General features: G+C 35.1%; 13 protein-coding genes. 9 read left to right on the forward strand and 4 right to left on the reverse strand.

The annotated features are described in order from the left end of the window. Window positions 1–160 precede the first annotated feature (160 nt). The 3 genes from E0F89_RS04825 (at window position 161) to E0F89_RS04835 (ending at window position 3,280) form a co-directional block, all read left to right on the forward strand. The gene (locus E0F89_RS04825; protein ID WP_131908723.1) at window positions 161–1,297 is read left to right on the forward strand and encodes an AAA family ATPase; all 1,137 of its coding nucleotides are present in this window, start codon (window positions 161–163) and stop codon (window positions 1,295–1,297) included. Between the two features lie 3 nt (window positions 1,298–1,300). Beyond that, the gene (locus E0F89_RS04830) at window positions 1,301–1,984 is read left to right on the forward strand and encodes a hypothetical protein (protein ID WP_131908724.1); all 684 of its coding nucleotides are present in this window, start codon (window positions 1,301–1,303) and stop codon (window positions 1,982–1,984) included. Window positions 1,985–2,653: 669 nt separating this feature from the next. Beyond that, window positions 2,654–3,280, forward strand: coding sequence for a fasciclin domain-containing protein (locus E0F89_RS04835; RefSeq protein ID WP_131908725.1), 627 nt, complete (start codon window positions 2,654–2,656; stop codon window positions 3,278–3,280). Window positions 3,281–4,030: 750 nt separating this feature from the next. Here the strand turns inward: E0F89_RS04835 and E0F89_RS04840 are convergent. After that, window positions 4,031–4,570 (reverse strand): lipid-binding SYLF domain-containing protein, encoded by a 540-nt coding sequence (locus E0F89_RS04840; protein ID WP_131908726.1) that lies wholly within the window; start codon window positions 4,568–4,570, stop codon window positions 4,031–4,033. Window positions 4,571–4,780: 210 nt separating this feature from the next. On the opposite strand from E0F89_RS04840, the gene E0F89_RS04845 reads away from it, so the two are divergent. The 4 genes from E0F89_RS04845 (at window position 4,781) to E0F89_RS04860 (ending at window position 9,939) form a co-directional block, all read left to right on the forward strand. Then, entirely contained in the window at window positions 4,781–5,290 is a 510-nt protein-coding gene (locus E0F89_RS04845) for a GNAT family N-acetyltransferase (protein ID WP_131908727.1), read from the forward strand. A 352-nt stretch (window positions 5,291–5,642) separates the two neighbouring features. Next, entirely contained in the window at window positions 5,643–6,146 is a 504-nt protein-coding gene (locus E0F89_RS04850) for an SRPBCC family protein (protein ID WP_131908728.1), read from the forward strand. Window positions 6,147–6,537: 391 nt separating this feature from the next. Continuing rightward, the gene (locus E0F89_RS04855; protein WP_165929979.1) at window positions 6,538–8,532 is read left to right on the forward strand and encodes a multicopper oxidase domain-containing protein; all 1,995 of its coding nucleotides are present in this window, start codon (window positions 6,538–6,540) and stop codon (window positions 8,530–8,532) included. 216 nt (window positions 8,533–8,748) lie between these two features. Then, window positions 8,749–9,939: a BaiN/RdsA family NAD(P)/FAD-dependent oxidoreductase gene (locus E0F89_RS04860; protein ID WP_131908729.1), complete on the forward strand. Its 1,191-nt coding sequence runs from the start codon at window positions 8,749–8,751 to the stop codon at window positions 9,937–9,939. Between the two features lie 259 nt (window positions 9,940–10,198). On the opposite strand, the gene E0F89_RS04865 is transcribed toward E0F89_RS04860, so the two are convergent. The 3 genes from E0F89_RS04865 to E0F89_RS04875 form a co-directional block, all read right to left on the reverse strand. After that, window positions 10,199–10,582: a DUF3037 domain-containing protein gene (locus E0F89_RS04865; protein WP_131908730.1), complete on the reverse strand. Its 384-nt coding sequence runs from the start codon at window positions 10,580–10,582 to the stop codon at window positions 10,199–10,201. After that, on the reverse strand, window positions 10,560–11,354 hold the full coding sequence (locus tag E0F89_RS04870; RefSeq protein ID WP_131908731.1) for a HipA family kinase: 795 nt from the start codon (window positions 11,352–11,354) through the stop codon (window positions 10,560–10,562). The genes E0F89_RS04865 and E0F89_RS04870 overlap by 23 nt, the downstream gene beginning before the upstream one ends. 77 nt (window positions 11,355–11,431) lie before the next feature. Then, on the reverse strand, window positions 11,432–12,286 hold the full coding sequence (locus tag E0F89_RS04875; RefSeq protein WP_131908732.1) for an NAD(P)H-hydrate dehydratase: 855 nt from the start codon (window positions 12,284–12,286) through the stop codon (window positions 11,432–11,434). A 330-nt stretch (window positions 12,287–12,616) separates the two neighbouring features. Here E0F89_RS04875 and gcvT point away from each other — a divergent pair, with 330 nt between their 5' ends. Further along, entirely contained in the window at window positions 12,617–13,705 is a 1,089-nt protein-coding gene (gene gcvT, locus E0F89_RS04880) for a glycine cleavage system aminomethyltransferase GcvT (RefSeq protein WP_131908733.1), read from the forward strand. Then, window positions 13,706–15,748 (forward strand): carboxy terminal-processing peptidase, encoded by a 2,043-nt coding sequence (locus tag E0F89_RS04885; RefSeq protein ID WP_131908734.1) that lies wholly within the window; start codon window positions 13,706–13,708, stop codon window positions 15,746–15,748. The last annotated feature ends 12 nt before the right edge of the window (window positions 15,749–15,760 follow it).

Below are 15,760 nucleotides of genomic sequence, written 5' to 3' on the forward strand. Positions count from 1 at the left end.
TATTGTGCAAATCTATCTTATTTGGGCTTATAGTCACTACTTTCTATCAATGCAAGTTGTCTACCATCATGAAAAATTTCATAACGATTGCGAATGGTTACAAAATATTAATAATAATAATTTAAAATGTTTATTTTTGTAAAATAAATTTTAAAAACAAATGAAACTTCTTTCAATAAAATATACGAATACAGAACAAGAATGGGGATTTGAAGAAATTAATTTCTTTGATTTAACATTATTAGTTGGCGTATCCGGAGTTGGAAAAACTCAAATACTTCGTTCAATTTATACTTTAAAACATATTGCCGACGGAAGTAGCCAAAACGGAGTAAAGTGGGAAGTTAATTTTCAAACTTTAAGTGGCAACACATATTTATGGAAAGGAGAATTTGAAAATGTTAAATTAAAAAACGAATTTATTCCTGACATTTTTGATGACGAAAAAGACAAAATTAAACCCAAAATCATTTCTGAACAAATATTATTAAATGGTGAAGAAATAATTTTTAGAGATAATAATGTTTTTAACTTTAGTGGAAAAGAAATGCCAAAACTTATCTCCACTGAAAGTGCTATTAATATTTTAAAAGAAGAAGAATTAATTAAAGAAATTTATGACAGTTTCAAATTAATCATCTTTAGAGATCATACACAAAAAGAAGGTATAAGATATAGCCATTTAAGTATTGAAAAACTTAAAAATAAATACAAAACATTTGACCAAATAAAAGAAAGTGATTTAGACACATTTCATAAATTTGCTTTAGTTTATGATATTTCTAAGCCAACTTTTGAAGAAATTAAATCCAGATTTATTGAAGTATTTCCTCAAATTGAAGACTTAAAAGTTGAACCAATAGTTGACAATGATTTTTCAAGTTTTATATTTGAAGCAACAGTTATTCAAATAAAAGAAATTGGAGTTGAGAAATGGATTCCACACAATAGAATGTCATCAGGTATGTTAAGAACACTAATACATATTGCAGAAATGTATCTGTGGAATGAAGGTACAGTAATCTTAATAGATGAATTTGAAAATAGTCTCGGTCTAAACTGTATTGATGTTCTTACGGAGGATTTGATTTATGACAACAATAATATTCAATTTATTGCAACAAGTCATCATCCATACATAATTAACAAAATTCCATACGATTATTGGAAAATTGTAACTAGAAAAGGAAGTATAATTAAAACCTTTGATGCAAAGGATTTTGATTTTGGAAAATCACATCACGATAGGTTTATGAGTTTAATAAATCATCCTTTTTATAAGCAAGGTATTTCTTAATTTATGAATTTATACTTCATTTTAGAGGGTGAAAAAACCGAAATTCTACTTTATCCAAAATGGATAAGCTATGTTTTACCTGATTATTCTCAAGTTGATTTTGAAAATCAAGTTATTAAAAATAATTTTTATATATTTTCTGGTGGAGGTATCCCATCTATATATAATCATACTGTAAATGCAATTAAAAACATAAATGACAATCCTGTATTTGATAGATTAATAGTTTGCTTAGATGGGGAAGAAATAGGTATTGAGGGAAGAATTAAAGAAATAAAAGATTACATTGAAAAATCTAAAGTAATATTAAATGAAAATTGTAAATTAGATTTTGTTGTTCAAAATGTTTGTGTAGAGACCTGGTTTTTAGGTAATAGAAAAATAGTTAAGAAAAACCCTGATGGCACTCTTCTAAAAGAATTTAAAATATTCTATGATGTTAGTACAAACGATCCAGAAGAACTTGATTTAATGAAAGGATTTAGAAATAAAGCACATTTTCATTATTCGTATTTTAGAGAAATTTTGAAAGAACATTATAATTTAGTTTATAAAAAATCACAACCAAAAGTTGTTCTAGAGAAAACTTTTTTTGATGAATTAGAAATTAGAATAACTGAAACAAATCATCTTTCTTCTTTTAAACAACTAATTACTTTACTTTACCAAATCAAATCTGAAAAATAACGATATACTATCCTTCTAGTGACCAACAAAAGGCAATAAGAGATCATGATATAAATTTAATAGGCCTTCTTCAGACTCATGCGCTAGCAAATTAAATTATCAAACAATACTAAAAAACAAAAATAAGCTACTGACTTAAAAGGATGTAGCTTTTTTTATACCTTGGCTCTATCAAAACCAAAAAACGATGAACGAAACAGAGCAAGTCTCACCAGAGCAGAAACAAACCAAGTTCAGTATCAAAAATATTTTTCTTCCTGATCACTAAAAATTACGATGGCTTTCGCCGAGTCAATATTTATTTGATGCGGTCGTTCTTCGGGGTAATGTTTGATTTTGTTGCCGCTACTTCTTGGTTGCAACAATTTTTCCTTAGTTAACTTTCAATGCATGACCTTAAATTCCTTTGTTGGTTTGTGCATCAATAAATTCTTAAAATTAATGTTTAACTACTAAATTTATTATTTTTATTACAATATTTTTGTAAAGCGCCAGAAAACCGCACTATTTTTTTCAATAAAAAAAAGCATTTTTATGTCGTAACTATCACATAGTCAATCAATTGTTAAATTACAGTTAAACAATTCTACTGTCAATTATATTTGTTTAACTTTATATTATAACAATTAAACAAAAAAAACAATTTCATTAATTTAAAAAAAAACAACCATGAAAACAAATTATTTTAAATTATTCCGTACGCTAAAAGCATTCCTTTTGATTGCTGCAGTATCAATTTTAACCATTTCTTGTGATAATGAGGAAACTGAAGGAATGGATGTGATGAATTCCTCTAAAAATTTAACCGGCGAAAGCTTTAAATCTACAAACAGTGCGCCTAAACCAGGTGACACGCCTATTGCAGGGATTGCTATAAATGCCGGATTCAATGAACTTGTAGGAGCTCTAGTTTACGTTGATAATGAATTAAATGCTGGTTTGGTAAACCTTTTTTTAAATGGAAAAGATCAATACACTGTATTTGCTCCGACAGATGCCGCATTTAAAAATCTTTACGCTGCTTTGGGAGTGAATAAAATCACCGATCTTCCTGCACCATTGGTATTGGATGTGTTAAAATATCATGTTGTAGAGGGCCGTCGTGCCGCCAATAGCGTGGTTCCTAAAAACGGTTCCCGAGAAATTACAACCTTACTCGGATCTACTTTCTCAGTTAATAGTAATGGAATAATCACTGCTGTAGGTAATACTGCAGGTATAGCAGCAGCGAACATTTCGGCTTCAAACGGAATCATTCATGTAGTGAATGCGGTGTTATTACCAATTAATCCATAAAACTTAGTTTGTAATGAAGGTCTTGTCATTTTCGATTGATTTATAGAATGCTGTTCCAAAAGAGCAGCATTTTTTTTTATCTTAGTTTTAAAAATAGCCCAAAATGGACCTCTAGAATTGGACTTTTTCTATTAACCGAGACACAAAAAACTATGAATATAAAAGAGTAGCTGCGTTAACAGTTGAGTAAATCAAAATTTATTTTCAAAAACATTTTCGTTCCTGACTGCAAACATTCGTGCTGAGTTTGCTAAATTAATATTTATATAATACGATAATTTATTTCTTAAATGTTCGTTTTTGTTGCAACTAATTCATGGCACATCATTCATACCCATGGTAGCGTTTGGAATCGTTTAAGGACTACTGATTGGTGCAGTTAGATCCTGCACTAAATACTTGTTTTTCAAAGGGTTTTAAATTCGCTGCCCGTATAACCCATTATGCTTTTTAAAAGAAACTTAGGATTATAGTTGTGGTCTGTATTTTATTGCCCCGCAGGAAGTTTAAAATCTGTACTAACCCCAAAAATGGCTTACATATTTCCGGCAACTATCATTCTAATACTCTCAATGTCTTGGAAATATTTTTTTGAAAAATACTTTTTTACAGAGAAGAAAAGAAGTGCTGGTTATTAATTTAGAATTAGTTTCCTTAGAAAAATCAATTGGAATACTTTGTAGTGTAACAATTCAATGCACATCATAAAAAAACGGCTAAAAAATATTTTTTTAACCGTTTTGTTTTTCATTAAAATCTATTAAACTTGAACTTCTGTCCGCCAATAGCTGCCTCGTACATGAGACCACCCTTTAGCATGGTGAATACCATAACACCATCCGTGTACTTTACATTTGCTGAGGCGCCAGCGGTTACAGCTACTGCGGAGGCTTGTGCAGAAAATTCAAATCGACTTTCTTTAAACCGGTCCAAATCCTTTTTTGATTCAAAAAATATTACCTCGCGATAGACTTGCGCACCAGCCTGAAATCCTATGCTTACTTGCGTCAACTTTGCCATTCCGACTACCTTGTATTTTTCATAGACAGTCCCATTGCCAGCTGCACCTCCAATACCAAATCCTCCTTTGCCAACATTGGGAAAGATGACATAGCCATAGGCGTTTTCAAAAAGCTCTTTCATGAGAGCATCTTTTTCAATAAACTCAGCCTTTGCTAAATTGCTATCAGCAATAATTTTATTCTTTTTAGCTTTCGATTGACCAAATACAGGCGATATACACAGTAAACCAACCAATCCGATCATGCAAATAATCCTTAATTTTTTCATAACCTATATTTATTAAATTATTTTAAAATTTCTTTATCCAAAGATAAAAAAAATTCCTTACTTAATAATCAAATATACTGATTATCAAACATATGAAAAACACCAACGTATGTATACAGCAATTATTTGACACAAAAAATGAAGTGATCACTGTCTTTTTTCTACCTTTGAAAGACATAAAGTAATAATCTTAGAATACACGAATAATCCATGATTACAAAAGCAACTATAGAAAATATTTCGCATTTAAATAAATTAATCAATTCAGCATACCGTGGGGAATCGTCTAAAAAAGGATGGACTACTGAAGCTAACATTTTAGAAGGACTCAGAACTACCGAGGAGGAACTGGCAGAAACGATTCAAGACCCAAAAAACACCATTCTGAAATTTACGGAAAACAACCAGATTATAGGCTGTGTATTGTTGGCTGAAAAAGAGCAGCAATTGTATTTAGGTATGCTGACCGTTTCACCGGAATTACAAAACAGTGGCGTTGGAAAAAAATTACTGCGACAGGCAGAAATTCATGCTTTGGAATTAGGATTGCCAAAAATTGTAATGACTGTAATATCTGTGCGGGACGAATTAATTGCTTGGTACAAACGCAACGGTTATGAGGATACCGGAGCAAGAGAGCCCTTTCCGGCAAGCGATGTTCATATTCCAATTTCGGAAGAGCCCTTGGAATTTATTGTTTTGGAAAAAAAAATTAGATAAGTTTTATTGCTTAATTGTAAGCTAAATATACGTATTAATTCCTTGATTTCAATTCAAGTTTTTTTTAACGCTTAGATTGATAGATTTTATATGTTTTCTGAAAACCCTTCACTTTAAAATAGTAAATAATAGCTTTGTAGAGCCAAGAATTGGGCTATCCTTATCTTTTTTTCTATGTTTCTTTTTGTTTATTTTTTGTCCTTTTTTGGGAATTCTGGATTTTTAATAATTACAGCCAACAGTATTTATTTAAATAAAATTAACTAACTTTAATAGTTGATTTTTATTAACGCACAAAAGAATAAGAAACGATACAATTGACTAAATACTATCAATCTTAAATCGAATTAAAATGGCAACCACTTCCAAAACACTTGTTGTAAAAGATTTCCAAGAAAAATCAATTCTGGTTTCGAGAACATTTTCTGCCCCGCTTGTAAAAGCTTGGCGAGCGTACACGGAAAGTGGACTACTTGAATTATGGTGGGCACCAAAACCTTGGAAAGCCGAAACCAAAACGATGCATTTTACGGTTGGCGGTTATTGGCTTTACGCGATGGTGGGTCCTGAAAATGAAAAACATTGGGGACGAATGGACTACACAGCCATAACGCCACATTTAAGTTTTGAAATTAAGGACAGTTTTTGTGATGAAGAGGGAACTGTAAATAGTTCGCTACCAGTTTCTGAAGGAATTATTGTTTTTACAACAACTGAATCGGGGACTTTAGTAGAATTCAAGATGTTTTATTCCAATGAAAAAGAGATTGAAACCATGATTGAAATGGGCTTTGAACAAGGCATTACCGCATGTTTGGAACAATTGGAAATGTTATTTGAAGAGAAGAAGATCTAGCGATAAGCAAAAGATCGTTTAATCTTCGGGCAGCTCGCGTAAGGGATTGCGGCGGTATCCCACGCTTTTTAGCGTGGATAAAGACAAAAGCCCGACCCCAAAGCTGCAGATACGGGAATGGAAAAGGGAATTTTCTGTTTTGGGGTTACGCCCAAAATTCCATGCTCAAAATTTATTTTACTGCTAATTTCGCTCCAACTTTCTAAAAACACAAAACACTGTATTTCAATTAATTAAGCGCATATTAATGATTTTATTTGTTGATTTAAGTTTTATTTTTATGTATATTTACTTAAACTATTGAATAGATTTCCGCCCCTTTAAATCTTACCATTTTCTTGTTCAGCCTACTTCCAAATTTTAAAAATATAAATTTTAAAAACGAAGCATCATGGCAAAAAATTACAAAAAAGGTATATTGCTTGTGTTAACCATAGCAATGTTACTAACTGCAATCGCAGACGTTCAATGTCAGGCACTCTTGAGCCCTTCTTCACAACGGAAATTCGTAAATCCCTTACCGATTCCATCAGTTATCCAGCCCACGACTCCAAACGGAACTCATTACGAAGTGAGCATGACCCAGTTTACGCAGGATTTGGGTTTGAAAGATGGTTTTGGAAATCCAATTTTGACAACGGTGTGGGGTTACAATGGCAGTTATCCGGGCCCGACCTTTGAAGCAAGAAGAAATGTACCCATCACGGTAAGATGGAAAAATGAATTGCGAAATGGAAGCGATTTTCTGCCGCATTTGTTACCTTTAGACACCACTATCCATTGGGCTATGCCAGAAAGTTGGCCGTACAGCGGGGTACCGCTGGTTACACACCTGCATGGAGGACATGTTGAATCTGCCAGCGATGGAAATCCTGATGCTTGGTTTACTCCCGGCTTTAGCCAAAAGGGTTCCTATTGGTCTCAACAAATTTACCATTATCCCAATGACCAAGAGCCGGCAACAATATGGTATCACGATCATGCTATAGGAATTACGCGATTAAACGTCTATGCCGGACTTGCGGGTTATTATATACTGCGCGACGACTGGGAAGATAACCTGAACCTGCCATCGGGCAATTATGAGATTCCAATCGCCATACAAGACCGAATGTTTACTGACGACGGACAATTGTATTATCCTTCGATGCCTGAAAAAGCTGGACAACCTAACCCGAACGTATTGCCCGAAATGTTTGGGGATTTTATTCTTGTAAATGGAAAAACCTGGCCGGTATTAAACGTAGAACCCCGTAAATACCGATTTCGTTTTTTGAATGGCTCCGACTCTCGTTTTTATAAACTATTTTTTGGGAATTCAATACCATTTGTTCAAATTGGCACCGACGGCGGTTTCCTGAATACTCCTGTTATATTAAGCCAGATGACACTTGGTCCGGGAGAACGTAAAGATGTGATTGTTGATTTTTCGAATCCTGCACTTTCAGGCCAAACCATCATCCTGCAAAATAATGCGCGTTCTCCTTTCCCAATGGGAGAAACTGTTAACCCACAAACTGCAGGACAAATAATGGCGTTTCGCGTTACTGTTCCGCTTAACGGAATTGATAATAGTGTAATTCCGATGCAATTGAGACCTGCTCCCATTGCGCTTCTTGGAACACCTGAAAAAACGCGTCAGCTGCTTTTGATTGAAACTGAGGATGAGTTTGGACGTTTAAAACCGCAATTAGGAACGTCTGCCCTAGGTCCATTAAACTGGTATGATCCAATTACAGAAAACCCTATGCTTGATGCCGTTGAAGAATGGGAAGTCATCAACTATACCGAAGATGCACATCCGATTCATCTGCATTTGGTAAACTTCCAGATAGTAAACCGACAAAAATTCAACACATCGCGTTATGTTGTGGGTAACCCTAATTCACTGCAATTGCTCGGGCAACCCAAACCTCCGACAATGGATGAAAGCGGATGGAAAGATACTGCTATAATGTATCCCGGAGAGGTGACTCGCATAAGAGCAAAATTTGATACCGAGGGTTTGTATGCGTGGCACTGTCATATCCTTTCACACGAAGATCATGAAATGATGCGCCCTTTCTATGTGGGTACAATGCCGTCTAATCTTGTAACGCATAAGAATAATGGAACATTTGATGCCAATATTGCTCCCAATCCGTTCAGTAATCAGACTATTGTAAAAATGGAAGCAGGCATAAGCGGAAATTATAAAGTCGAGATTTATGACATCTTAGGGCAGCATATTTCAACGATTGCCGATGCACATTATGAAAAAGGAAATCATGATTTATCATGGAATGGAACAGGAATGGAAAACAATAAGGTAGGAAACGGAATTTACTTTTTGCTCATAAAGGGAGTTGATGGCAATCGTACTTATAAAATTCTTTTGGAACGCTAGTTCAAAGAAGTTACATGTTTTGTTAAAATGCTCCGTCGTTGCATCAGCGGAGCATTTTTTTTGTACGAAATTCGACGTCTACTCTTTTTAATTTATTAAACCAATTCATCAAACGGTTGCGATTTTATTTGTTTTTTAAAATCTTATACTACGAGATCCGTTAATATAAACATCCATATCAGCGTTTACGGGTAAAACAAAACCTATTTTTGTGGCGTGAAAAAATCAGTTTCAATTATTGGAGGAGGACCCGCAGCGCTCATACTTGCTGCATTATTGGATTGCAATAAATTCAAGGTTACTGTTTACGAGAAAAACAAAACACTGGGAAGGAAATTTTTGGTGGCTGGAAAAGGAGGATTCAACCTCACCCATTCGGAACCTATTGGGGAGTTAATTGCGCGCTATACACCGCCTGATTTTCTGGAACAAGCATTGCTTGATTTTGATAACGAAGACTTTAGACATTGGATTGATTCAATCGGTATTCCAACCTACATTGGTAGTAGCAAACGCGTATATCCCGAAAGTGGTATCAAACCTATTACTGTTCTAAACGCAATTCTAAATGTTCTGGATAAACAAGGCGTTGCGATTGAGTACCTACGCACTTGGACAGGTTGGATGAGCGACAATTCTCTTGTTTTCAATTCAAATACAATACTAAATTCCGACTATACCATTTTTGCCATGGGCGGCGGAAGCTGGAAAGTTACCGGTTCTGATGGTTCTTGGCTAGATTTATTTGAAAGGGAAAGTATTCCTATTGTTCCTTTTCAATCTTCAAATTGTGCGTATCGTGTGAACTGGCCAGAAGATTTTATCTTGGAACATGAAGGCAGTCCTCTTAAAAATATTGCGATTAGCTGTTTGAATAAAAAACAAAAAGGCGAAGCGGTCATCACCCGCTTTGGATTAGAGGGAAATGCCATTTATGCGCTGAGTCCTCAAATTCGGCAGGAATTGGACAGCCAGCAAAAAGCGACAGTTTTCTTGGATATGAAACCAACCTTGCGTTATGATGATTTGCTTGATAAAATTAGAAAATCAACTTTCAAAAAGACAAGCGCGACGTTACAAAAAGAAGTTAAATTGAGTTCCGCACAGATTGGACTTTTGAAAAAATACCTTTCAAAAGAAACCTACCTGAATCCAGAATTATTAGCCCAAAACATAAAAAAACTACCTATTGAAATCACCGGCAGTGGCCTCGTGAACGATGCCATATCCACAACAGGCGGTGTTCAGCTGCATGCCGTAGATGAAAATTTCCAACTAAAAAATAAAAATCGTAATTATTGTATCGGTGAAATGCTGGACTGGGATGCGCCCACTGGTGGTTATTTGCTACAAGCGTGTTTTAGCATGGGGATGCATCTTGCACGTCACCTGAATAAAGTTCCTTAAATTATTTTACAATATTTTCCTCAACTAATAACAATTAAATCTCGCATCAACGTTTTTAAAAATTAGCCACAGATTCACAGATTAAAATTAGATTTTTGGCAAAAAAAACATAGCTATGCAACAATTTATAAATCTGTGAATCTGTGGCAAAAAAACACTTGGTATGTTTTGAGGACAGTCATAAATTTTTATCTTCTAATATTAACAGCATAAAAGTATTTTGATTACGAAATGACTTTCTTTCAGTTTTAAAATTTATTTACAATACCATTTCTTCAAATAATCTCTGTGTAGTTTGCTCCAAATCATCACACAATCCCGGATGTGGTCTTGAGGTTTGAATGGCAGAGCTGCGAAGCGCTGTCAACCAACGGAAACGCGATGGAATATCAAATTGCGCTATAGGTCCACCTGATTTTTCGCCATGCGCCACTTTAGCAAATGCCTTTACATTTAAATGCAGTTGTTCTACATCCAAATCATCAGAAAAAAGATGGAGTTTGGCTTCATTTACCGAATATAAAACTTTAATAAACTTCGCTTTTTTACAAAAAAGAATAATACCCACATTGAGGAATTCTTCGCGTTCTACCCTTGGCACAACACGGATTACGGCATACTCATATAAGTGCTTTTCTTGCATTTTGTGCTTCGTTTATAAAAATTTCGGAATGGTTCAAACGTGTTCTTAAAAACTGAAAATAGACTTCTCGAATGGCTTCGGGAGTTTCATCGGTATCTTCCCAATGCAGCCATACTTCCGGAATCAGATTTACGATATTTTGCAATACATCCTCAGATAATATTTTTTTGAAACTTGCGTCTATTTCTGGCAAAAAAGAAGCCTGAGGCAATAATACATGGTCTTTTATCAATGCAAAAGGACTTTGCGCGTGCTTTTCCCAATTGGTCCAAGAATGATGAAAATAAAAACTTGCCCCATGATCGATCAGCCATAATTCTTTATGCCAGATCAACATATTGGTATTTCTAAAGGTTCTGTCGACATTAGTGATAAAAGCATCTAACCAAACAATTTGGGAAGCTAGTTTCGGGTCAACCAAAGTGACAACAGGATCAAAATTTATGGCTCCCGATAAATAATGCAGCGCCAAATTAAGGCCTTGACTTCCTTGGAGCAAGTCCTGAATTTCTTCGTCGGCTTCACTGCGTCCGAAAGCTTCGTCGAGATTAGCATAAACGAGTTCTGGCATTTTCAAGTTTAATGCACGGGCTATTTCTCCGCCTATTAATTCGGCTATTAAAGCTTTTACGCCGTGTCCGGCACCTTTGAATTTCAATACATATTTAAAATCATCATCGGCTTCTGCGAGCGCGGGCAAAGAACCGCCTTCCCGCAGCGGAGTGATGTATCGCGTAACATTTACGGTTCTAAGATGGGGTGTTTTTTCCATAATCGAATTGGATAAAGCAATTTTGCTTTGATACAAACTTACAAATAAGTGGGGTAAAATTCATTTAGGAATGTTATTTACTCCAATTTTTCTAAACTCAAAAAGGCTTTCCCAATATTCGCAGTCACATCTGAAGCGATAAAAGACTGGTAACCCGTTTCCGGCAAAGCAATATCAGCGGTTAATCCGTGAAGATAAACGCCAAGAATTGCAGCGCTTACAGGTTCATAGGATTGTGCCAATAAACTGCTAATCATTCCTGTTAAAACATCTCCAGTTCCGGCGGTTGCCAGTGAAGCGTTTCCGGTGGTATTTTCATAAACAGTTTCGCCATCGATGATTCGGGTAGGTGCTCCTTTCATTACGATTATAATTTGGTATTGTTTGGAGAAAGAGACTGCTTTACTCATTTTCTCCTCTTCGGAATCCCATTTTCCTATTAATCGTTCCAGTTCTTTAGGATGTGGCGTAATGACTGTTTTAGGTTGTAATAAAGCTAATGATTTCTTGTTTTTGGAGATGATATTCAATGCATCAGCGTCTATAACTAAAGGAGTTTTATTCTTTTTCAAAAATTGAAACAATGCGTTTTGGGTTTCTACCGCCTGACCTAATCCGGGACCAATTCCGATGGCTTGTGGTTTAATGTCAAAAGTGATATTAGAAATTATTTGTTCCTGATTATCTGTAAGAACCATGACTTCGGGAATCGCGGTTTGCAGAATTGTGTAGCCACATTTTGGAATAAAAACGCTTACTAATCCGCAACCAGTTTTCAAACAGGCTTTAGAGGATAAACTCACTGCTCCTATTTTGCCATAACTTCCGCCAATGATTAAAGCGTGTCCCTGAATTCCTTTGTGCGTATGCTTGTCCGGTTGTTTGTAATGTTTCAGGATTTCTTTTTGGTCGATATAAATAGGATTCGTCATGAAAATTTGTTTGTCTAAAATTACGGATTTTATAGGAAACAAAATTGTTAATTGCACCGAAATTCCCTAGCCCTGATTACTTCACTTTACTTCAATTTTAAAAGGAGTTCAGTGAACTTCGTTTGTAACGGAAATCCTTTTTATACGCCTTTTTGGCGGATAAAAAGATTGCAGTGAAAAGCAGGAAATAGCTCCTAAAAAAATGGATGCAAATTCTATAATATGAATTGTTTCGAAAACGTTTGAAACTTTAAACTTTGCTTCACTCTGCCTTTGTCACCCGAAATAAAATCAATAAATTAGCGACTTCAAATTTTATATAAAAACACAATGAAAAATACTGCGCTTACGCACATACACGAGAGTTTGGGAGCAAAAATGCTTCCGTTTGCCGGATACAATATGCCTATTTTATATGAAGGAGTGAATGCGGAACATGAAACGGTGCGCAATGCCGTGGGTGTTTTTGACGTATCTCACATGGGTGAATTCCTGCTTACGGGTCCAAATGCATTGGCATTAATCCAGAAAGTGACTTCAAATGATGCTTCGACTTTGACTATTGGAAAAGCGCAATATTCTTGCTTACCAAACAATGATGGTGGAATTGTAGACGATTTGCTGGTTTATAAAATGAAAGACGAGCAGTATTTATTAGTCGTAAATGCGTCGAATATTGACAAAGATTGGGATTGGATTTCGGCTCAAAATGATTTGGGTGTAGAGATGAAAAATCTATCGGATGATTATTCTTTATTGGCCATTCAAGGACCAAAAGCGGTTGAAGCAATGCAATCGTTGACTTCAAAAGATTTATCTGCGATTCCCTATTATCATTTTGAAGTGGGTGAATTTGCGGGTATTGAAAACGTAATTATTTCAGCGACAGGATATACAGGTTCTGGAGGTTTTGAGATTTATTGTAAAAATTCAGAAGTAGAACAAATTTGGAATAAAGTTTTTGAAGCGGGTGCGGCTTTTGGCATCAAGCCAATTGGTCTTGCGGCTCGTGACACGCTGCGATTGGAAATGGGTTTTTGTTTGTATGGAAATGACATCAACGACACGACATCTCCACTGGAAGCCGGTTTGGGATGGATTACAAAATTCACGAAAGAATTCACGAATTCAGAAAATCTGAAAAAACAAAAAGAAGCCGGAGTTACTAAAAAATTAGTCGCTTTTGAAATGCAAGAACGTTCAGTGCCAAGACATGATTATGAAATCGTAGATGCGGCTGGAAATGTAATCGGGATTGTAACTTCAGGAACGATGTCACCATCGATGAATAAAGGAATTGGTATGGGTTACGTAACTGTTGAAAATAGTGCTTTGGAAAGTGATATCTTTATCAGAATCCGTAAAAATGATGTTCCTGCCAAAGTGGTGAAATTACCTTTTTACAAGAAATACAACTAAATGAAGAAACTTTCACTTGCATTTTTGCTGACTACATTTTCACTTTTTGGTCAAAATGAAGCAAAAACTTGTGAAACACTTTCTAAAATAAACGCACTAATACAACGCGAACATTATCAACCTAAACCGGTAGACGACAGTTTATCGGTTTTTGTTTTTGATGGTTTTATGGATGCTTTGGATTCGAACCGAAACTTATTCACCAAGATTGAGTACGTAAAACTTCGCGAACACAGACTCGAGCTGGACAATTACATTTTGCAAAATAATTGTTCTTTTTTGAATGATTTTGTTGCTGTTTACACTTTGGCTTTGAACAGAAAAAAGAAAGTTTTAGAAAAAATACAAAAGGATTCTTTTGATTATACTTCCAATGACTCTGTAAAATTTTCGAAGAAAAAATTTCCTTTTGATTTAGTTGCAACTGATTTAGAACGAGTTTGGAAAAAGAGAATTCGCTATGATATCCTCGAAGATATTTCGAAATTGAGCACTAATTTGGATTCTTTGAATCAACACTTTACAGACCTTGAAAAAACAACCAAAACAAAACTATTTGACGCTAATTTGTGTCAGGTAAACAGTATTTTGGAAACCAAAGACCGAATAGCAAGTGATCTTCAAAACACTTTTATGAATTTGTTTTGTACTTATTTTGATCCACATTCTAATTATTTTTCGTTAGCCGCAAAATCCAGTTTCATGTCGGGTTTGTCCACCAGTTCGCTTTCTTTAGGATTGAATGTTGGATTTAATGACAAGGAAGAAATCGTCGTACAGGAAATTGTTCCGGGCGGGCCAGCTGCAAAGACTGGTAAGTTTGAAAAAAATGACATCATTCTAGCCGTTTCCAATACCAAAGGAATCAGCTATACTGTTTCCTGTTCTTCTATTGAAAAAATTGGAGAATTGATTTTTTTAGATTCCAATACTGACATTGAATTAACCATTCAGAAAAAAAATGGCGCTATCGTTACCGTATTTCTTCGAAAGCAAGTAATGAAAGCAACTGATAATGCCGTTTACAGTTTCATCGCCGAAAAAGAATCAAAAATTGGCTACATCAATATCCCCAGTTTTTATTCCAATTTTGATGGAAACACTGTCCAAGGTTGTGCTGATGATGTTGCCAAAGAAATTATAAAACTTCAAAAAGACAACATCAAAGGTTTGGTGATTGATCTCCAGAATAATGGTGGCGGCTCTATCCAGGAAGCAATAAAATTAGCCGGAATGTTTATAGATATTGGTCCAGTATCCGTTTTAGTAGACAGTAAAGACCAACAAACTATATTAAAAGATTACAATCGTGGCAGCGTTTACAGCGGACCTTTAGTCCTCTTAATGAATGGAAACTCTGCATCAGCGAGTGAATTTTTTGCGGCTGCCATTCAAGATTACAACCGAGGAATTATCATAGGAAGCACCTCATTAGGAAAGGCGAGCATGCAGGCTATAGTGCCATTAGATGAAAATAATCAAGAAGATTTTGTGAAAGTAACGATTGAAAAATTCTATAGAATTACCGGTGACAGCCATCAGATAAAAGGAATTGTACCAGATATCATGCTCCCAGTTTTATTTGATAGTATAAATCCTCGTGAAAGCAGTTACAAAACGGCCCTTAAAAACGATATCATTACTACAAAAGCCAGATTTAGTCCATTGCCTAGAACTTATTTCCCACAACTGACAATATTAAGCCAAACAAGAGTAAAAGCTAATGTTCGTTTTAATGAAATCAATATGGCTAACCAACAGATTAATGCCCTTTATAACAATCCTAAAATGCCAACCCGATTGGTTCTCAAAGATGTATTTGATGACGTACATGAAATTGATTCTCTTTGGGGAAAAGTCAAAAAAATAATTGATAGTAAAAGTAATTTCACGATTTCGAACACCACTTATGATTTAGAAAAATTGCAATTTGATACTTTTCAACAAGACAGTAATACGTATAAAATTGAAAATCTAAAAAACAGCCCCTATTTAGAAGAAGCAATTGCGATACTGAATGATTATACTACGCTAACCAAATAAACCAACCCATAA

This window comes from Flavobacterium caseinilyticum, assembly GCF_004349085.1.
GTDB lineage: Bacteria > Bacteroidota > Bacteroidia > Flavobacteriales > Flavobacteriaceae > Flavobacterium > Flavobacterium caseinilyticum.